This is a genomic window from Enterobacter asburiae, from assembly GCF_008080435.1.
Classification (GTDB): domain Bacteria; phylum Pseudomonadota; class Gammaproteobacteria; order Enterobacterales; family Enterobacteriaceae; genus Enterobacter; species Enterobacter asburiae_C.
The window spans coordinates 403,913-423,243 of the sequence record NZ_VRKN01000002.1; the positions used below are offsets into that span (position 1 = coordinate 403,913).

A 19,331-nucleotide genomic window follows, 5' to 3' on the forward strand; every position below is an offset into this window, starting at 1 on the left:
CATATTGTAGGCCGGGTAAGCGCAGCGCCACCCGGCAAAACTACGTAATCCTAACCTATCAGGCTGACTCCGCCAGAGCAATATCCTCGCGCGTCTCGATGCGCTCCTTCCCGTGATAAATACGGGCATGCTGCAGACCGACAAACAGGCGCTCACCCCGGTGCGGCGGCACGTCGTCGCGCATGACCACGGTCAGCGGCTCGGTATACCAGCCCAGCGGCTGTACCACCAATTGGGTGTAGTGACCTTTAGGGCTAGCTTCCAGCACCTGCACCGGCAGCGGTGAATCCAGGCTGGTTCGGCGGCTCACGTCCACTTCCCACGGACGCAGGAACAGATCGACCGGCCCCTGATGCGCGGAGGTATAGCCCAGCGGCCAGCGGTGCGCGCCAACGTGGAACTGTCCACCGCGAATAGTGCCCTGCAAACGGTTTACCTCGCCCATAAACTCCAGCACGAAGCGGGTCGCCGGTTCACGCCAGAGCTGCTCCGGCTCGTCAACCTGCTCAATGTTGCCCTGGCTCATGACCACCACGCGATCCGCAACTTCCATCGCCTCTTCCTGATCGTGGGTCACGAAGACGCTGGTAAATTTCAGCTCTTCATGCAGCTGGCGCAGCCAGCGGCGCAGCTCTTTACGCACCTGCGCATCCAGCGCGCCGAAGGGTTCATCCAGCAGCAGAATTTGCGGCTCGACGGCCAGCGCGCGCGCCAGCGCCACACGCTGTTTCTGCCCGCCGGACAGCTGGGCCGGGAAACGGTCCGCCAAATGAGCCAGCTGCACCATCTCCAGCAGTTTGGTCACTTTCGCTTTAATGGTTGCCGCATCCGGACGCTCGCGACGCGGCAGCACGGTCAGGCCAAACGCGATGTTGTCGAACACGGTCATGTGGCGGAACAGCGCGTAATGCTGGAACACAAAACCGACTTTACGATCGCGGGCGTGCAGGCGGCTCACGTCGGTGCCGTGAAAGCGAATGTGACCGCTGGTCTGATGCTCAAGCCCGGCGATAATACGCAGCAGCGTGGTTTTACCCGAGCCAGACGGCCCCAGCAGCGCCACCATTTGTCCGGAAGGGATATCCAGCGAGATATCATTCAGCACCTGGGTGCGACCAAAAGACTTCTTAATATTGGCAATCTCAATGCTCATGGTTTCCCTCCTGATGCTGACGTTTTTCCTGATTTTCTAAACGCCACTGCACCACACTCTTCAAAAACAGGGTCAAAATGGCCATCAGCGTCAGCAACGCTGCGGCAGTAAACGAGCCGATGGTGTTGTAGTCCTGCTGCAGTAATTCAATCTGTAGCGGCAGCGACAAGGTTTCACCCCGGATGGAGCCGGAGACGACGGACACGGCACCGAACTCACCAATCGCGCGGGCGTTGGTCAGCACCACGCCGTAAAGCAGCGCCCAGCGGATATTCGGCAGCGTCACGCGACGGAACATCTGCCAGCCTGACGCGCCCAGCAGCACCGCCGCTTCGTCTTCGTTGCTCCCCTGGCTCAACATCACTGGCACCAGCTCACGCACCACAAACGGACAGGTCACGAAGATGGTGACCAGCACCATCCCCGGCCAGGCGAACATGATCTGCAGGTTATGCTCGTCCAGCCAGCCGCCCAATGGGCCGTTGGAGCCATAAAAGAGCAAGTACACCAGACCCGCCACCACCGGCGATACGGCGAAAGGAATGTCCAGCAGGGTCAGCAGCAGCTGACGTCCCGGGAAGTTGAAGCGGGTCACCAGCCAGGCCAACAGGGTCCCGAACACGAGGTTCACCGGCACGGTGATCAACGCAATCAGCACGGTCAGCCAGATGGCATGCAGCATATCCGGGTTCGCCAGGTTTTCCAGCGCGGGCATCAGGCCCTTGCTGAACGCCTGAACGAAGATATAAACCGTCGGCACGACGAGAATGAGGGCGGAAACCAGCACGCCCACCCCAATCAGAAACCATTTACCCCAGTTGATGCGGGGTGCATCGTATCGCTTCAATTGCGTAACTTCCGCCATCAGTGACCTACCACACGTCGACCAAAGCGACTTTGCAGAGTGTTAATCGAGTACAGCAGCAGCAGCGAGGCCGCCAGGATCACCGAGGCAATCGCGCTCGCCGCCGGATAATCAAACTCCTGCAAACGGATGAAAATCATCAGCGAGGTGACTTCTGTTTTCCAGGCGATGTTTCCGGCGATAAAAATCACCGCGCCGAACTCACCGAGGCTGCGGGTAAACGACAGCGCGACACCCGCCATCAGCGCCGGAGACAGCTCCGGCAGAACCACCTTGCGGAAGCTCTGCCAGCGCGTGGCGCCCAGCGTTTCCGCCGCTTCTTCGTATTCCGGACCCAACTCTTCCAGCACCGGCTGCACGGTACGAACCACAAACGGAATGCTGGTAAAGGCCATCGCCACCGCGATACCGAGCCAGGTATAGGTCACTTTGATGTCAAATTTCGCCAGCCACTCGCCGTACAGCCCGTTCACGGAGAAGAGCGACGCGAGGGTTAAGCCCGCCACCGCCGTCGGCAGCGCAAACGGCAGATCCATCAGGGCATCAAGCAGCGTGCGGCCCGGGAAGCGATAGCGGGTTAAGATCCACGCCATCAGCAGGCCAAACACGCCGTTAAAAATGGAAGCGACAAACGCCGAAAGCAGCGTCACCTTATAGGCCGCCACCACCTGCGGGTTGGTGACCACGTCCCAGTATTGCGCCCAGCTCATCTGAGCAAGCTGCATCACCAGCGCGCTGAGCGGCAACAGTAAAATCAGGCAGACGAACAGCAGGCTGGTTCCGAGGCTCAAGGTAAAGCCGGGCAGCACGCGTTTAGTCGATACTGCAAACATTACTTACGCCCCGCCGCCAGCAATTTGTCTAACTCACCGCCGCTGGCAAAATGCGTTTTCATCACATCAGGCCAGGTGCCGAAATGGTCTTCCACGCGGAACAGCGCGGTCTGCGGGAATTTGTCTTTCAGTTTGTTCATCACGTCCGGGTTATTCACGCGGTAGTAGTAATCGGTAATGATGGTCTGGGCCTGCGGGCTGTACATGTAGTTGAGATAGGCTTTTGCCGCTTTCTCGGTACCATTTGCCTGCACGTTTTTATCCACCCACGCTACCGGGAACTCGGCCAGGATGTTGGTTTTCGGGATAACGACCTCGAAGCCCTGCGCTTCATACTGTTTGCGGATGTTATTCACTTCCGATTCAAAGCTTATCAGCACATCGCCGAGACCACGTTCTGCGAAGGTCGTGGTCGCCCCACGGCCGCCGGTATCAAACACTTCGACGTTTTTCAGGAACTGGGTCATGAACTGCTCGGTTTTGGCTTTATCGTTGCCGTCAGCCTTGTCCGCCGCACCCCACGCCGCCAGATAGGTATAACGTGCGTTACCGGAGGTTTTTGGGTTCGGGAAAATCAGCTTCACGTCGGAACGTACCAGGTCGCTCCAGTCGTGGATATTCTTCGGGTTGCCCTTACGCACCAGGAAGCCCATGGTGGAATAGAACGGGGAGCTGTTGTTCGGCAGACGGCTCTGCCAGTCCGCCGGGAGCAGCTTGCCTTTGTCGTGCAGGATCTGCACGTCAGTCACCTGGTTATAGGTCACCACATCCGCTTTCAGGCCCTGCAGGATCGCCAGCGCCTGTTTGGATGAACCGGCGTGAGACTGCTTGATGGTCAGCTTGTCGCCGTTATTGTCTTTCGCCCACTGCTGCTCGAACGGTGGATTAAGGGCGGCAAACAGCTCGCGGGAGACGTCATACGAACTGTTTAACAGTTCAGTCGCCTGCGCCTGTGCCACCAGCAGTAAACCTGCCAGCGCCAGAGTTCCTTTTTTCAGTACAGTAACGGCCATTGCGCACCCTTATAAATGTGATGACTATCTTATAGTCATAATATTTATAACGAGGACGAAAGGAGTAACGGTTTTATATACCGTTTGGTGATTTAGAAGCAGAAAAGGGAATAAGGGGTGCGGCCTGATGCCCTCACCCCGGCCCTCTCCCACAGGGAGAGGGAGAAAGGCTATTACAGCGCCAGCAGACGCTCAACGGACGGCGCAAAGTAGTAGCCGCCGGTCACCGGTTTGGTGAAGCGCAGCATGGCGTCTCGCTTACCGTCGGTATCACCGAACATGCTCAGCAGCTGCTGCTCAATGTTATACAGGCGCGCGCAGTAGGCGCAGAAGTAAAGGCCGTGCGTGCCGCTTGCGGTACCGTACGGCAGGCTCTGGCGAACAATCTTCAGCCCTTTGCCGTCTTCTTTGAGGTCAACGCGGGTCAGGTGAGAGGTAACAGGGCGGTCGTCGCCGTCGATCTCTTCGTTGGCTTCTTTAGTACGACCAATCATCATCTCCTGGTCGTGCACGCTCATGCGGTTAAGCTGCTTGAGGTTGTGCTCCCAGCGCTGAACGAACACGTAGCTGCCGCCCGCGTCCACGCCGTCTTTGATCACCGCCACTTCACGACGCGTCTCTTCACCCGCCGGGTTTTCCGTCCCGTCGACGAAGCCGCTCAGATCGCGCTCTTCCACCCAGCGGAAGCCGTGAACCTCTTCCTGCACCTCAATGCTGTCGCCAAAGGCCGCTATCGCCGCCTGGGCAACGGAGAAGTTCACGTCGTGACGCAGGGAGAGAATGTGGATCAGCACGTCGTATTGGGTCGCCGGAGCCAGACCTTTGCCGTAAGGGATGAAGTCTTTGAGCTCTTCCGCCCCTTCGCCACCGCTCAGTTGACGCCAGACGTTATTGCCGAAGGCGACAACGGCACCGAGGTGGGCTTCCGGGAATTTGGTCTGGAAGGTCGCCAGTTTATCAACAAACGCTTTACTGGCCGCACGCAGGGCATCCACGTCCCCTTTAACATTGGCTTCAATCCAAATCGCCGCGCGGCAATGTTCTGGCAAAATGCCACTCTGAACCTGAGACATCGCTCCTCCTGAAATAAAGATGCCACGTCAGCGTGGCATTGATGGCGAGTATTATACCCGGATTTCAGCGAGGCGGTTTGTTCAGGCGCAAATTACTGCTTCCAGAGTATTTTGCTCACTTTCCAGCTCTTGAGCGTGTCGTCAGACGGCATCAACCCTTCCGGGCCGCTCCAGGTTCCGGTGAAGACATAGCTGATGTGCTGGCTGCCTTCAGCCTTACATTCCACCGCGACCTTGTCGTCAGACGGCAGGCTGGTGCAATTGCCAAAGGCCTGCTTATAAAGTTCGCTAAACGGGGTGCCCACTTTCACACCGCTCGCCGTCGGAATATCTTCATCCATCACGGCAATTCGGTTTACCGTGCCTTTATCACCGTTGATCACCAGCGCCAGCTTGTCGCCCTTCAGCGCTTCGTAATAGCGAACAATATTGCCATTCTCCGTTTTCATGCCGCTGCGCAGGCGGTAATCGCTGCTGAGCGCATCCTGAATAGCATTCTGATCCAGCGCCGTCGCGGCGGTAATTTTCCCCACGCCCTGCTCGGTTACTTCTGTTGATGAGCCAAACCAGTTCCACGGATACGCAGCGGACCAGTTAATGGAGGAGAGCGTCGAACAGCCGGTCAATGCCAGCGGGAGAGCGCATAAAAGTAAACGCAGCGATTTCATTGAAACGTCCTTTCTTGTTAAATCAACGCTTGTTGGAGTACGACATCGGCAAAAAGTGCCGGATTAATCATCCTGATGCGCAAAACAGGCGCGAAGACGCGGGTTGGTCAGCAGCCACAGCAGGGCCACAATATCGGCAACCACCAGCGCAACGCCGGTGCCCGTCAGCGGTTCACCGTACCACCAGAGTACCGGCTGCCAGAAGAGCAGCGCAACCTGGGCGAGGATCAGCAGCCAGCGAAGCGCGCGCCAAAAACGTGGGATCGCATGCCGTCGTCCGCTGCACAAAAAAGCGACCACTGCGGGTACGCCCGGCAATAAGCCGAGCCAGAAGGCATCGTGATCCGGATAAAAGAGATTCAGCAGCGTGTCGCCCTGCCCGCGCGACGCGGCGGCCATCACAAACAGCACCCAGGTCCGGGCCTGCAGCAGCAGAACGCACCAGAATAAAAAGGGCAGCCTGACGCGGCCCTGCGCGTCATAATCTGCCGGATGGATCTCAGTACTCTTCATCTTCGATCAGACGCTTTCCTAAACTCAGCACGTCAGCGTGTTCATAGCCCAGACGCTCATACATGCCCAGCACCACGTCGTTATCTTCCCGCACCATAATCTGGATTTTTGGGCAGCCACGGGCGATCAGCTTCTTCTCGAGCCGGTTCAGCAGCGCATTGGCGATGCCGCGGCCACGGTATTCCGGGTGGACGCCCAGATAATAGGCCGAGCCGCGGTGGCCGTCGTAACCGCCCATTACCGTCCCCACAACCTCGCCACTAACTTCCGCGACCAGAAACAGACTGACGTCGTGATTCACCTTACGTTCGATATCCATTTCCGGATCGTTCCACGGACGCAGCAGATCGCAGCGCTCCCAAAGGGTGATCACCTCTTCGAAATCTTCCTGGCGAAAAACGCGTATCTCCATGGTCTTAACCGCCTTTTCGGGTTTAAAAACAGTGATTATGGCGCGAAGCACGCCTTTAGCCAATAACCGGGGAAAATCTCGCCAAAATTTGGCATAATGTCACTTTGTCACGTATTGAAATGAAAAGTAAAACAATTCTCAATATGGACTGTCGTAACGGGAAACACGATACGATATAACACCAGGACCCCATTTTTTAGTATTCAGGCCGCATGAGCACATTCAAACCATTAAAAGCACTCACATCGCGTCGTCAGGTTCTCAAAGCGGGGCTGGCGGCCTTAACGTTAACGGGCATCGCAAAGCAGGCTCAGGCGAAAGACGAGAGCACGCTCAAAACCAGTAACGGACACAGCAAACCGAAAACCAAAAAACCGGGCGCAAAGCGTCTGGTGATGCTCGACCCGGGCCACGGCGGCATTGATACCGGCGCCATCGGCAAAAACGGGTCGAAAGAAAAACACGTCGTGCTGGCGATTGCAAAAAATGTGCGCGCAATTTTACGCAGCAACGGCATTGACGCCCGTCTGACGCGCTCTGGCGATACCTTTATTCCGCTGTATGACCGCGTAGAGATCGCCCACCAGCACGGCGCGGATCTGTTTATGTCGATTCACGCCGACGGCTTTACCAACCCTTCGGCGGCCGGTGCCTCAGTGTTTGCGCTTTCCAACCGTGGCGCCAGTAGCGCCATGGCAAAATACCTCTCCGACCGCGAAAACCGGGCGGATGAAGTCGCCGGGAAGAAAGCCACTGACAAAGACCACCTGCTACAGCAGGTGCTGTTCGACCTCGTGCAGACGGATACGATCAAAAATAGCCTGACGCTCGGCTCGCATATTCTGAAGAAGATTAAGCCAGTGCATCGTCTGCACAGCAAAGGCACCGAGCAGGCGGCGTTCGTGGTGCTGAAATCACCGTCCATCCCGTCCGTGCTGGTGGAAACGTCCTTTATTACCAACCCGGAAGAAGAGCGACTCCTCGGCACCACGGCGTTTCGTCAGAAGATCGCCAACGCTATCGCCTCCGGCATTATCAGTTACTTCAACTGGTTCGATAACCAAAAAGCGCACTCCAGGAAACGTTGATGAAACCCGATGCTCAACTGGTAAAAACCTTCCTGCTGCAGCTGCAGGATGAGATCTGCCAGAAACTGGCCGCCGCAGACGGTGGTGAATTTCAGGAAGATAGCTGGCAGCGTGAAGCAGGTGGTGGCGGACGCAGTCGCGTGCTGCGCAATGGCGGCATCTTCGAACAGGCGGGTGTGAATTTTTCCCACGTTCACGGGGATGCGATGCCCGCCTCTGCTACCGCGCACCGCCCTGAACTGGCGGGCCGCAGCTTTGAAGCAATGGGCGTCTCGCTGGTGGTGCATCCACACAACCCGTTTGTGCCGACCAGCCACGCCAACGTGCGCTTTTTCATTGCGGAAAAACCGGGTACCGACCCGGTCTGGTGGTTCGGCGGTGGTTTCGATTTAACACCCTACTACGGCTTCGAAGAGGATGCCGTGCACTGGCACGCCACCGCGCGGGATCTTTGCCTGCCGTTTGGCGAAGACGTCTACCCGAAATTTAAAAAGTGGTGCGACGACTACTTTTACCTGAAGCACCGCGACGAGCAGCGCGGCATCGGTGGGCTGTTCTTTGACGATCTCAACACGCCGGATTTTGATACCGCGTTCAGCTTTATGCGCGCGGTGGGCGAAGGCTTTACCGATGCCTATCTGCCCATCGTCGAGCGCCGTAAAAACACCGACTACGGCGTGCGCGAGCGTGAGTTCCAGCTCTACCGTCGCGGGCGCTACGTGGAGTTCAACCTGGTGTGGGATCGCGGGACGCTGTTCGGCCTGCAGACCGGCGGGCGAACGGAATCGATTTTAATGTCGATGCCGCCGCTGGTGCGCTGGGAGTACTGCTACGAACCAAAAGAAGGCAGCCCGGAGGCTGCCTTGCGTGAGTTTATTCAGGTTCGGGATTGGGTGTAACTGCAGGATGGCGCTGCGCTTATCCGGCCTACTCAACCGTAGGTCGGGTAAGCGAACGCGCCACCCGACACACAGCGATTACAGAGGCTGCGTCTGCGCCTCAACCACCGCCAGCGCCACCATGTTCACGATACGGCGCACAGAGGCAATCGGCGTTAACACATGCACCGGTTTCGCCACGCCCATCAGTACCGGTCCTACGGTCACCCCTTCAGAGCTGGAGACGCGCAGCAGGTTATAGCTGATACGCGCCGCTTCCACGTTCGGCATAATCAGTATGTTGGCCGATCCCTTCAGCGGGCTGTCCGGCATACGTTCGTTACGGATGCTCTCCACCAGCGCGGCATCGCCGTGCATTTCCCCGTCAATCATCAGCTCCGGCGCACGCTCGCGCACCAGCTCCAGCGTCTGACGCATTTTGCAGGCCGCCGCGGATTTAGACGAACCAAAGTTAGAGTGCGACAGCAGCGCTACCTTCGGCTCAATACCAAAGCGACGCACGGTCTCGGCGGCCATCAGGGTGATCTCCGCCAGTTCGTCCGGGGTCGGATCGTCGTTAACATAGGTATCAGCAATAAAGGTATTGCCGCTCGGCAGCAGCAGCGCGTTCATCGCCCCGGCGGTATGCACGCCGTCGCGATAGCCGAAGATCTCCTGCACCACGCTAAAGTGCTCGTGATAATCGCCGATGGTGCCGCAGATCAGCGCATCCGCCTCGCCGCGATGAACCATGATCGCGCCGATCACCGTCGTGTTGCTGATCACCGCTTTCTGCGCCTGCTCCTGGGTGATCCCCCGGCGCTTCATGATCGCGTAGTATTCGCTCCAGTACTCTTTGAAGCGCGGATCGGATTCGTTGTTCACAATCTCGAAGTCGACGCCCGGCTTGATCTGCAGGCCCAGCTTCTGAATGCGCATCTCAATCACGCTCGGACGACCAATCAGAATCGGTTTCGCCAGGCCTAAGGTGATCAGCTCCTGGGTGGCGTGCAGCACGCGCGCCTCTTCCCCTTCCGCCAGCACCACGCGCTTCGCGTCGGCGCGCGCCTGGGAGAAGATCGGCTTCATGAACAGGTTCGTTTTATAGACAAACTCGGTGAGCTTATCGACGTAAGCGTCGAAATCGTGAATCGGACGCGTCGCCACGCCGGAGTCCATCGCCGCTTTGGCCACCGCTGGGGCAATTTTGACAATCAGACGCGGATCAAACGGTTTTGGAATGATGTAGTCCGGGCCGAAGCTCAGATCCTGATCGCCGTAGGCTGAGGCAACCACTTCACTCTGCTCGGCGTGGGCCAGCTCCGCGATGGCGTGAACGGCGGCAAGCTTCATCTCTTCGTTGATCGCCGTTGCGCCGACGTCCAGCGCACCGCGGAAGATGAACGGGAAGCAGAGCACGTTGTTGACCTGGTTCGGGTAGTCAGAACGACCGGTACAGATAATGGCGTCTTCGCGCACCGCTTTCGCCAGCGGCGGCAGGATTTCCGGCTCCGGGTTCGCCAGGGCCAGGATCATTGGCGCACGCGCCATCTTCTTCACCATCTCCTGGGTCAACACTTTCGGACCCGAGCAGCCGAGGAAGATATCCGCGCCGTCGATTACGTCGTCCAGGGTACGTTTACCGTCGTCGTCGACAGCATACGCCGCTTTGGTTTCAGCCATGTTCGGCTCACGGTCTTTATAGATAACGCCTTTGGAGTCGCAGACCACAATGTTGTGTTTCTGCATCCCCAGCGCCACCAGCAGGTTCATACAGGCGATGGCCGCGGCGCCTGCGCCAGAAACCACCATGCGCACGTCGGAGAGATTTTTCTCTACCACACGCAGGCCGTTCAGAATCGCGGCGGTGCTGATAATCGCGGTTCCGTGCTGGTCATCATGGAACACGGGAATGTTCATACGCTCGCGCAGCTTCTGCTCGATATAGAAACATTCCGGCGCTTTAATGTCTTCCAGGTTGATCCCGCCGAAGGTCGGCTCCAGCGCGGCCACCACGTTGATGAATTTGTCAGGATCGAGTTCATCCACCTCGATATCGAACACGTCGATACCGGCGAATTTCTTGAACAGTACCCCCTTCCCTTCCATCACCGGCTTACCGGCCAGCGCACCGATGTTGCCCAGCCCCAGCACCGCCGTGCCGTTAGAGATCACGGCGACAAGGTTGCCACGCGCGGTGTATTTGTAGGCCGCCAGCGGGTCTTTTTCGATTTCCAGACACGGGGCTGCTACACCCGGCGAATAGGCCAGCGCCAGATCGCGCTGGGTTGCCAGCGGCTTGGTTGGGGAGACCTGGATTTTTCCCGGGACAGGAAACTCGTGAAAATCGAGGGCACTCTGTTTTAACTGATCGTCCATCTTGTTATTCCTTTTACGTATCGGTCAGATAGTATCGCCGCAGGACAGCGCATAAACTTTGAAGGCTGCCAAACTCTCACCATCACACATTAAAAATTGTTATCAATTTATAACAGCCATGTTACCCGTCTCAAAAGCAATGCCTCCCCCGTCTGCTATGCTTTTTTGTTAAGTCCATCATGATTTTCCCAGAAGTGTGAACTAACGCACTCATCTAACTCTTTTATTTCCAAGGAGTAATCATTTATGAACCAGCTAGACGGCATCAAAAAATTTACCACCGTGGTTGCAGACAGCGGCGATATCGAGTCGATTCGCCACTATCAGCCGGAGGATGCGACCACCAACCCTTCGCTGCTCCTCAAAGCGGCGGGGCTTGCCCATTTTAGTCATCTGATTGATGACGCCATTGCCTACGGTAAACAGCGCGGAAAAACGCAGGAGCAGCAGGTCGCCGAAGCCAGCGACAAGCTGGCGGTTAATTTTGGTGCGGAAATTCTTAAAAGCATCCCGGGACGCGTCTCGACCGAAGTCGACGCCCGCCTCTCGTTCGATAAAGAAAAGAGCATTAATAAGGCGCGTCGTCTGGTGGAGCTCTACCAGGAGCAGGGGATCGATAAATCACGCATTCTGATCAAACTCGCCTCCACCTGGGAAGGTATCCGCGCGGCAGAGGTACTGGAAAAAGAGGGCATCCACTGCAACCTGACGCTGCTGTTCTCGTTTGCCCAGGCGCGCGCCTGCGCTGAAGCGGGCGTGTTCCTTGTCTCGCCGTTTGTCGGGCGCATCTACGACTGGTATCAGGCAAAACAGCCGATGGATCCGTACGTGGTGGATGAGGACCCGGGCGTGAAGTCGGTCCGTAATATCTACGATTATTACAAGCAGCACCGCTACGAAACCATCGTTATGGGGGCCAGCTTCCGCCGCACCGAGCAGATCCTCGCCCTGGCGGGCTGCGACCGTCTGACCATCTCCCCTAACCTGCTCAAAGAATTACAGGACAAAGAAGAGACGGTGGTCCGCAAGCTGGTGCCGACCTCCACCGCTCTGCCAAAACCGAAAGCCATGACCGAAGCGGAGTTCCGCTGGGAGCACAATCAGGACGCCATGGCCGTGGAAAAACTGGCGGAAGGTATCCGCCTGTTCGCCGTCGACCAGCGCAAACTTGAAGATCTTCTCGCCGCCAAACTTTAACCTTGCCACGGAGTGAACTATGTCCCGTAAAGAGCTAGCCAATGCCATTCGCGCCCTCAGCATGGATGCCGTGCAGAAAGCCAATTCCGGCCACCCCGGCGCGCCAATGGGCATGGCTGATATTGCCGAAGTGTTGTGGAACGACTTTCTGAAGCACAACCCCAATGACCCCGCCTGGTACGATCGCGACCGCTTTATTCTCTCCAACGGTCACGCCTCCATGCTGCTCTACAGCCTGCTGCACCTTTCCGGCTACGATCTACCGCTTGAGGAGCTGAAAAACTTCCGCCAGCTGCACTCCAAAACGCCGGGTCACCCGGAGATTGGCTATACGCCAGGGGTGGAAACCACCACCGGGCCGCTCGGTCAGGGGCTGGCAAATGCGGTAGGGCTGGCGATTGCCGAACGCACGCTGGCGGCGCAGTTTAACCAGCCGGGCCATGAGATTGTCGACCACTATACCTACGTATTTATGGGTGACGGCTGCCTGATGGAGGGGATCTCCCACGAGGTCTGCTCCCTGGCGGGCACGCTGGGGCTCGGCAAGCTGATTGGCTTCTACGATCACAACGGCATCTCCATCGACGGGGAGACCGAAGGCTGGTTTACCGACGACACGGCAAAACGCTTTGAAGCCTATCACTGGCACGTGGTGCATGAGATCGACGGCCACGACCCTGAGGCGGTGAAAAAAGCGATTCAGGAAGCGCAAAGCGTGAAGGACAAACCGTCCCTGATTATCTGTCGCACGGTCATCGGCTTCGGCTCGCCGAACAAGGCGGGCAAAGAAGAGGCGCACGGCGCGGCGCTGGGTGAAGAAGAAGTGGCGCTGACCCGCCAGAAGCTGGGCTGGAAATACCCGCCATTTGAGATCCCGAAAGAGATCTACAGAGCCTGGGATGCCCGCGAAGACGGTGAGAAAGCCCAGCACGTCTGGAACGAAAAATTTGCCGCCTATAAAAAAGCGTATCCGGAACTCGCCGCCGAGTTCTCCCGCCGTATGAGCGGCGGTCTGCCGGAAGACTGGAACGACAAAACCCAGGCGCTAATCGAAAACCTGCAGTCCAACCCGGCGAAAATTGCCACCCGTAAGGCGTCGCAAAACACCCTGAACGCAATCGGCCCGATTCTGCCCGAGCTGCTGGGTGGTTCGGCGGATCTGGCACCGAGTAACCTGACTATCTGGTCCGGCTCAAAATCGCTCAAAGAGGACATCGCCGGGAACTACATCCACTACGGCGTGCGCGAGTTCGGGATGACCGCCATTGCCAACGGCATCGCCCATCACGGCGGGTTTGTGCCGTACACCGCCACCTTCCTGATGTTTGTCGAATATGCCCGTAACGCGGCGCGCATGGCGGCCTTAATGAAGGCGCGGCAGATTATGGTCTACACCCATGACTCCATCGGGCTGGGGGAAGACGGGCCCACGCACCAGGCGGTAGAACAGCTGGCGAGCCTGCGCCTGACGCCGAACTTCAGCACCTGGCGTCCGTGCGATCAGGTCGAAGCGGCGGTGGGCTGGAAGCTGGCGGTGGAACGCCACAATGGCCCAACGGCATTAATTCTGTCACGCCAGAATCTGGCGCAGATTGAGCGTACCCCGGAGCAGGTGAAAAATATCGCCCGCGGCGGCTACATCCTGAAAGACAGCGGCGGCAAGCCGGACGTGATCCTGATTGCGACCGGTTCCGAGGTGGAAATCACGGTGAAAGCGGCGGAGAAACTGACCGCCGAAGGTCACGCGGTGCGCGTGGTCTCCCTGCCTTCCACGGATATTTTTGACGCCCAGGATGAGACGTACCGGGAATCGGTGCTGCCTTCAAACGTCGCGGCGCGCGTGGCGGTGGAAGCCGGTATCGCCGACTACTGGTACAAGTATGTCGGGCTCAAAGGGGCGATTGTTGGCATGCGGAGCTACGGTGAGTCCGCCCCTGCCGATAAGCTGTTCCCGTACTTCGGCTTTACCGTTGAGAACGTCGTTGAGAAGGCGTTGAGCGTGATTTAGTGCGGCCTGCGTTGCCGGGTGGCGCTGTCGCTTACCCGGCCTACAAAAATCGGGTGGCTTTGTCACCCTTTTTTATACCACCCTCACACCCGCCGCCATCGCCCGCTCCGGCGTTAACAACACGCTTTCGCTGGCGTCATCGGTTTCCGCGCAGAGCAACATGCATTCGGACGTTTCACCGCGCATCTTCGCTTTCGCCAGATTACACAGCACCACCACCGTTTTTCCCATTAGCTCCTCTTCCCCGTAATACGGCACCAGGCTGGTGACGGTTTGCAGCGTTTTTCCGCCCACATCAATCTGCGCGATATAGAGTTTATCTGCGTTAGCGTGGCGCTTAACGTCCACGATCGTCCCCACGCGGATCTCCAGCTTTGCAAAGTCATCGTAAGCTATCGTGTCCATACTCTCTCCTTAGTAAAATTTTACTAAATACTAGCACGCAATTTGCCGGAAGCAATGGGCAGGATATTTAGTAAAAACTGATGCATGTCCTGGCCCATCCTTTACAATGGGTTATCACGTGGGGAATAAGGACAAACATGGCAACGCTCAAAGACATCGCGACGGAGGCTGGCGTTTCGCTGGCGACGGTATCCCGGGTTTTAAACGATGACCCAACGTTGAACGTAAAAGAAGAGACTAAACACCGCATTCTGGAGATTGCTGAAAAGCTGGAATATAAGAGCACAACGTCCCGCAAATTGCAGTCTGCCGCGGTGGGTCAGCAACACATTCTGGCACTCTATAGCTATCAGCAAGAGCTGGAGATTAACGACCCTTACTACCTTGCCATCCGTCACGGCATTGAGACGCAGTGTGAAAAGTTGGGCATCGAGTTGAGCAACTGTTACGCCAATGCCACCCTGCCCGAGAGTAAAAAACTCACCGGCGTGCTGATTGTCGGCAAACCCTCCCCTGCGTTGCGTCGCGCGGCAATGGCACTGACGGATAACGTCTGCTTTATCGATTTTCACGAACCCGGTAGCGAGTATGATTCCGTCGATATCGACCTCTCGCGTATCAGCAAACAGATTATCGATTTCTTTATCGATCGGGGCGTTAAGCGCATTGGCTTTATTGGCGGGGAAGATGAGCCAGGCAAGGCTGATATCCGTGAAGCGGCATTTGTGGAATACGGGCAATTAAAAGGCGTGGTCTCGGAACAGGATATCTGGCGTGGCGGTTTTTCCAGCTCTTCCGGTTATGAGCTGGCAAAAACCATGCTGGCTCAGGAAAGCTGGCCCACAGCGCTGTTTGTGGCCTCTGATTCGATAGCCATCGGCGTCTTGCGCGCTATCCATGAAAAAGGGCTGGCGATCCCGGAGGACATTTCGCTCATTAGCGTGAACGATATCCCGACCGCCCGCTTCACCTTCCCTCCGCTCTCTACCGTACGCATCCACTCTGAAATGATGGGCAGCCAGGGGGTTAACCTGCTGCTGGAAAAATCCCGCGATGGCCGGGCGCTGCCGCTGCAGGTCTTCGTCCCGAGCGTGCTGAAACTGCGCGGCACCACTCGTTAAATCCTCTCAGCACATCCTCTGCCGGGCATGCCCGGCTTTTTTTTATTTCGTGATCGAGTCAAAGCAAATCAATTTTACTGATTTTATTTAGTAAAATATTTACTAAAATCCTCAGCAATGATGTTTTACCCCTACAGGGAGATCGCATGAATCGCTGGGAAAATATTCAACTCACGCATGAGAACCGGCTTCCGCCGCGTGCATACTTCTTCTCATACGACACCGTCGCGCAGGCTCGCACCTTTGCCCGCGAAGCCAGCAGCCACTTTCTGTCTCTGAGCGGTAAGTGGAACTTTCGCTTTTTCACCAACCCACTTCTGGTGCCGGAAAACTTCACCTCTGAGTACATGGCCGACTGGGGCGACATTACCGTACCCGCCATGTGGCAGATGGAAGGCCACGGCCAGCTGCAGTATACCGACGAAGGCTTTCCCTTCCCGGTCGATGTCCCCTGGGTGCCTACGGATAACCCAACCGGGGCGTATCAGCGCTACTTCACGCTATCGGACGGCTGGCAGGGTAAGCAGACCCTCATCAAGTTTGACGGCGTCGAAACCTATTTCGAAGTCTACGTGAATGGTCAGTACATTGGCTTTAGCAAGGGCAGCCGACTGACAGCCGAATTTGATATCTCTGATGCCGTACACGGTGGGCAAAACCTGCTGTGCGTGCGGGTAATGCAGTGGGCGGATTCTACCTATATTGAGGATCAGGACATGTGGTGGACGGCCGGCATTTTCCGCGACGTCTATCTGATCGGCAGAAATCCCACTCACGTGCGCGACGTCACGATTAAAACCACCTTTGACGAAGCATACAAAGACGCCACCCTCTTCTGTCAGCTTGAGCTGGAAAACCTGGCCCCGCACGCATCAGCCGTGTCGCTGGAATATGTCCTGTATGATGGCGACGCAGCGATCCATCAGGGCACAACCGACAGCCTGACCGTGACCCGCAGCGCGGAAACCGCCTTTAGCATTGAGGTCAAACAGCCTCAGCAGTGGTCTGCGGAATCCCCCTATCTCTACCATCTGGTAGTAACGCTAAAAGATATGGACGGGCAGACGCTGGAGGTTATCCCGCAGCGTATTGGTTTTCGCGACATCAAGGTACGCGACGGTCTGTTCTACATCAACAATCGCTACCTGAAGCTGCACGGCGTAAACCGTCACGACAACGATCACCAGAAAGGCCGCGCCGTGGGCATGGATCGAGTCGAGCGCGACCTGATCCTGATGAAGCAGCACAACATCAATTCGGTGCGCACCGCCCACTACCCCAACGATCCGCGCTTCTACGAGCTGTGCGACATCTACGGCCTGTTCGTGATGGCGGAGACGGATGTGGAATCTCACGGCTTTGCCAACGTCGGCGACCTGAGCCGCATCACGGACGATCCGGTGTGGGAACATGTCTACGTTGAGCGCATCGAACGCCATATTCACGCCCAGAAAAACCACCCGTCGATCGTCATCTGGTCGCTTGGAAACGAGTCCGGCTACGGCTGTAATATCCGCGCCATGGCGCGGGCCGCAAAAGCACTGGATGACACGCGCCTGCTGCATTACGAAGAAGATCGCGACGCAGAGGTGGTGGATATCATCTCGACCATGTACACCCGCGTGCCGCTAATGAACCTGTTCGGCGAGTATCCCCACGCCAAACCGCGCATTATCTGCGAATACGCCCACGCGATGGGCAACGGCCCCGGCGGGTTGACCGAGTACCAGAACGTGTTCGATCGTCACGACTGCATTCAGGGCCACTATGTCTGGGAGTGGTGCGACCACGGTATTCAGGCGGCAGATGCCAGCGGTAATACGTTTTACGCCTACGGCGGCGACTTTGGTGATTACCCGAACAACGACAACTTCTGCCTCGACGGGCTTATCTACTCCGACCAGACGCCGGGCCCGGGCCTGCATGAATATAAGCAGGTGATTGCCCCGGTCAAACTGCGCTGGCAGAACGGCGAGCTGCACGTTGATAACCGCTTCTGGTTCACCAGCCTCGATGATTACACCCTGCTCGTTGAGGTGCGTGCCGAAGGTGAAACCCTGTACAGCCAGCCGCTGACAATTACCGGTCTGGCCCCCAATAGCACCCGCAGCGTGAGCCTGAACGTGCCCGAACTCGACGAGCGCGAAGCGTTCCTGACCGTGCGCATCAGCAAAAACAGCCGCACCCGCTATAGCGAAGCGGGGCACGAGATTGCGGTGTATCAGTTCCCGCTAAAAGCGCGCACGGCTCACGCCACGCCGTTTATTAATACCAACGCCACGCCGCTGCTGCTGGAAGAGGACCGCCTGAACTGTACCGTGACCGGACATAACTTCCGCGCAAGCTTCTCAAAAATGACGGGAAAACTCTGTTCCTGGCAGGTTAACGGTGAGGAAAACATCACTCGTGAACCGAAAATTAACTTTTTCAAGCCGATGATTGATAACCACAAGCAGGAATATGAGGGGTTATGGCAACCCAACCACCTGCAGATTATGCAGGAGCATCTGCGCGGTTTTGAGATCGAGCAGCAGGACGATGCGATCGTCATTACGACCCGCACGCTGATTGCTCCGCCGGTGTTTGATTTTGGTATGCGCTGCACCTATCGCTGGCGCATTGCCGCCGACGGGCAAATTAACGTTGAGCTGAGCGGGGAACGCTACGGTGATTACCCGCACATTATCCCGTGCATCGGCTTTACCCTCGGCATCAACGGCGAATTCGATCAGGTGAGCTACTACGGACGCGGCCCCGGAGAGAACTACCCGGACAGCCAGCAGGCCAGCACCATAGACCTGTGGCACACCACGGTGGACGAGATGTTTGAAAACTACCCGTTCCCGCAGAACAACGGCAACCGCCAGCAGGTGCGCTGGGCTACGCTCGCCAACCGTCGCGGTAGCGGCCTGCTGGTGGTGCCTGAGCAACCTATTCACTTCAGCGCCTGGCACTACACGGCAGAGAACATTCACGCCGCGCAGCACTGCAACGAACTGCGTCGCGGCGATGACATCACCCTCAATCTCGATCATCAGGTACTGGGCTTAGGCTCTAACTCCTGGGGAAGTGAAGTGCTCGACACCTGGTGCGTCTGGCTCAGACCGTTCCGCTACGGCTTCACCCTGCTCCCGCTGGAAGGCGGACAAACCGCCGCGCAGGCACGGGTACACCATCGGTTCGGTACCGGTTTCTTTTCCATGAATTCACACAGCGAGGCAGACAAATGATCGTTCTCGACAGCCTGGAGCAGTTCCAGCAGCGTTATCGCACGGGCCGTAAATGGCAGCGCTGCGTAGAGGCCATCAACAATAGCGACCACATCCAGCCCGGTGTTGCCCACTCGATTGGTGATTCGCTGGCCTACCGCGTGGCCTGCGATGCCAGCACCGACGCGCTGTTCGTTGGCCATCGCCGCTATTTCGAGGTGCATTACTACCTGCAGGGCGCGCAGAAAATTGAGTACGCCGCAAAAGAAGCCCTTCAGCTTGTGGAGTGCTACCGGGATGAAACCGACCGCGAATACCTGAAAGGCGTGGGTCATACCGAACAGATCCACGAGGGGCAAATCGTCATTTGTGAGAATCACGAGGCCTATCGCTTTATCAGCGAAACGCCAGCCAAAAAAGTCGTCCTCTATGTGACCATCGAAGACGGTTATTTCCATAACAAATAAAAATTCAGCGGTGCCAATGAAGCACCGCGAAATCCTCCTCGTACCCGGA

General features: G+C 57.2%; 17 protein-coding genes. 7 read left to right on the plus strand and 10 right to left on the minus strand.

What is annotated here, in order from left to right:
* Positions 1 to 58: 58 nt before the first annotated feature.
* The 8 genes from cysA to FU672_RS05070 all read right to left on the minus strand — a co-directional run bounded on the left by cysA (position 59) and on the right by FU672_RS05070 (position 6,530).
* On the minus strand, positions 59 to 1,153 hold the full coding sequence (cysA, locus tag FU672_RS05035; protein ID WP_008501607.1) for a sulfate/thiosulfate ABC transporter ATP-binding protein CysA: 1,095 nt from the start codon (positions 1,151 to 1,153) through the stop codon (positions 59 to 61).
* Complete coding sequence (gene cysW / locus FU672_RS05040) at positions 1,143 to 2,018, minus strand: sulfate/thiosulfate ABC transporter permease CysW (RefSeq protein WP_063408677.1); 876 nt, start codon at positions 2,016 to 2,018, stop codon at positions 1,143 to 1,145. The genes cysA and cysW overlap by 11 nt, the downstream gene beginning before the upstream one ends.
* The gene (gene cysT, locus FU672_RS05045; RefSeq protein ID WP_004123378.1) at positions 2,018 to 2,851 is read right to left on the minus strand and encodes a sulfate/thiosulfate ABC transporter permease CysT; all 834 of its coding nucleotides are present in this window, start codon (positions 2,849 to 2,851) and stop codon (positions 2,018 to 2,020) included. The genes cysW and cysT overlap by 1 nt, the downstream gene beginning before the upstream one ends.
* On the minus strand, positions 2,851 to 3,864 hold the full coding sequence (locus FU672_RS05050) for a sulfate ABC transporter substrate-binding protein (RefSeq protein WP_148242387.1): 1,014 nt from the start codon (positions 3,862 to 3,864) through the stop codon (positions 2,851 to 2,853). Before FU672_RS05050 ends, cysT begins: the two co-directional genes overlap by 1 nt.
* Positions 3,865 to 4,037: 173 nt before the next feature.
* Positions 4,038 to 4,937, minus strand: a complete 900-nt coding sequence (locus FU672_RS05055; RefSeq protein WP_148242388.1) for a Dyp-type peroxidase — start codon at positions 4,935 to 4,937, stop codon at positions 4,038 to 4,040.
* Positions 4,938 to 5,029: 92 nt separating this feature from the next.
* Positions 5,030 to 5,605 (minus strand): RpoE-regulated lipoprotein, encoded by a 576-nt coding sequence (locus FU672_RS05060; RefSeq protein ID WP_032646711.1) that lies wholly within the window; start codon positions 5,603 to 5,605, stop codon positions 5,030 to 5,032.
* A 63-nt stretch (positions 5,606 to 5,668) separates the two neighbouring features.
* Positions 5,669 to 6,118 (minus strand): DUF2919 domain-containing protein, encoded by a 450-nt coding sequence (locus FU672_RS05065; protein WP_039263703.1) that lies wholly within the window; start codon positions 6,116 to 6,118, stop codon positions 5,669 to 5,671.
* Entirely contained in the window at positions 6,105 to 6,530 is a 426-nt protein-coding gene (locus FU672_RS05070; protein ID WP_148242389.1) for a GNAT family acetyltransferase, read from the minus strand. The genes FU672_RS05065 and FU672_RS05070 overlap by 14 nt, the downstream gene beginning before the upstream one ends.
* A 212-nt stretch (positions 6,531 to 6,742) precedes the next feature.
* Between FU672_RS05070 and amiA the strand changes: the two genes are divergently transcribed.
* Positions 6,743 to 7,618, plus strand: coding sequence for an N-acetylmuramoyl-L-alanine amidase AmiA (gene amiA / locus FU672_RS05080; RefSeq protein ID WP_023308739.1), 876 nt, complete (start codon positions 6,743 to 6,745; stop codon positions 7,616 to 7,618).
* Positions 7,618 to 8,517 carry an oxygen-dependent coproporphyrinogen oxidase gene (hemF, locus tag FU672_RS05085; protein ID WP_148242390.1) on the plus strand — a complete coding sequence of 300 codons (900 nt, stop codon included), beginning with the start codon at positions 7,618 to 7,620 and terminating at the stop codon, positions 8,515 to 8,517. The genes amiA and hemF overlap by 1 nt, the downstream gene beginning before the upstream one ends.
* A gap of 78 nt (positions 8,518 to 8,595) precedes the next feature.
* On the opposite strand, the gene maeB is transcribed toward hemF, so the two are convergent.
* Positions 8,596 to 10,875: an NADP-dependent oxaloacetate-decarboxylating malate dehydrogenase gene (gene maeB, locus FU672_RS05090; RefSeq protein WP_148242391.1), complete on the minus strand. Its 2,280-nt coding sequence runs from the start codon at positions 10,873 to 10,875 to the stop codon at positions 8,596 to 8,598.
* Between the two features lie 246 nt (positions 10,876 to 11,121).
* Between maeB and tal the strand changes: the two genes are divergently transcribed.
* Positions 11,122 to 12,072: a transaldolase gene (gene tal / locus FU672_RS05095; protein ID WP_148242392.1), complete on the plus strand. Its 951-nt coding sequence runs from the start codon at positions 11,122 to 11,124 to the stop codon at positions 12,070 to 12,072.
* Positions 12,073 to 12,091: 19 nt separating this feature from the next.
* The gene (gene tkt, locus FU672_RS05100) at positions 12,092 to 14,080 is read left to right on the plus strand and encodes a transketolase (protein WP_148242393.1); all 1,989 of its coding nucleotides are present in this window, start codon (positions 12,092 to 12,094) and stop codon (positions 14,078 to 14,080) included.
* Between the two features lie 72 nt (positions 14,081 to 14,152).
* Here the strand turns inward: tkt and FU672_RS05105 are convergent, their stop codons facing one another.
* Positions 14,153 to 14,485, minus strand: a complete 333-nt coding sequence (locus FU672_RS05105; RefSeq protein WP_148242394.1) for a tRNA-binding protein — start codon at positions 14,483 to 14,485, stop codon at positions 14,153 to 14,155.
* Between the two features lie 137 nt (positions 14,486 to 14,622).
* Between FU672_RS05105 and ebgR the strand changes: the two genes are divergently transcribed.
* From ebgR to FU672_RS05120, 3 genes are all read left to right on the plus strand, one after another.
* Positions 14,623 to 15,606, plus strand: coding sequence for a transcriptional regulator EbgR (ebgR, locus tag FU672_RS05110; protein ID WP_148242395.1), 984 nt, complete (start codon positions 14,623 to 14,625; stop codon positions 15,604 to 15,606).
* A 146-nt stretch (positions 15,607 to 15,752) separates the two neighbouring features.
* Complete coding sequence (gene ebgA, locus FU672_RS05115) at positions 15,753 to 18,836, plus strand: beta-galactosidase subunit alpha (protein WP_148242396.1); 3,084 nt, start codon at positions 15,753 to 15,755, stop codon at positions 18,834 to 18,836.
* A complete protein-coding gene (locus FU672_RS05120) occupies positions 18,833 to 19,282 on the plus strand; it encodes a beta-galactosidase subunit beta (RefSeq protein ID WP_148242397.1) in 450 nt (149 codons plus the stop codon). The genes ebgA and FU672_RS05120 overlap by 4 nt, the downstream gene beginning before the upstream one ends.
* Positions 19,283 to 19,331: the final 49 nt, after the last annotated feature.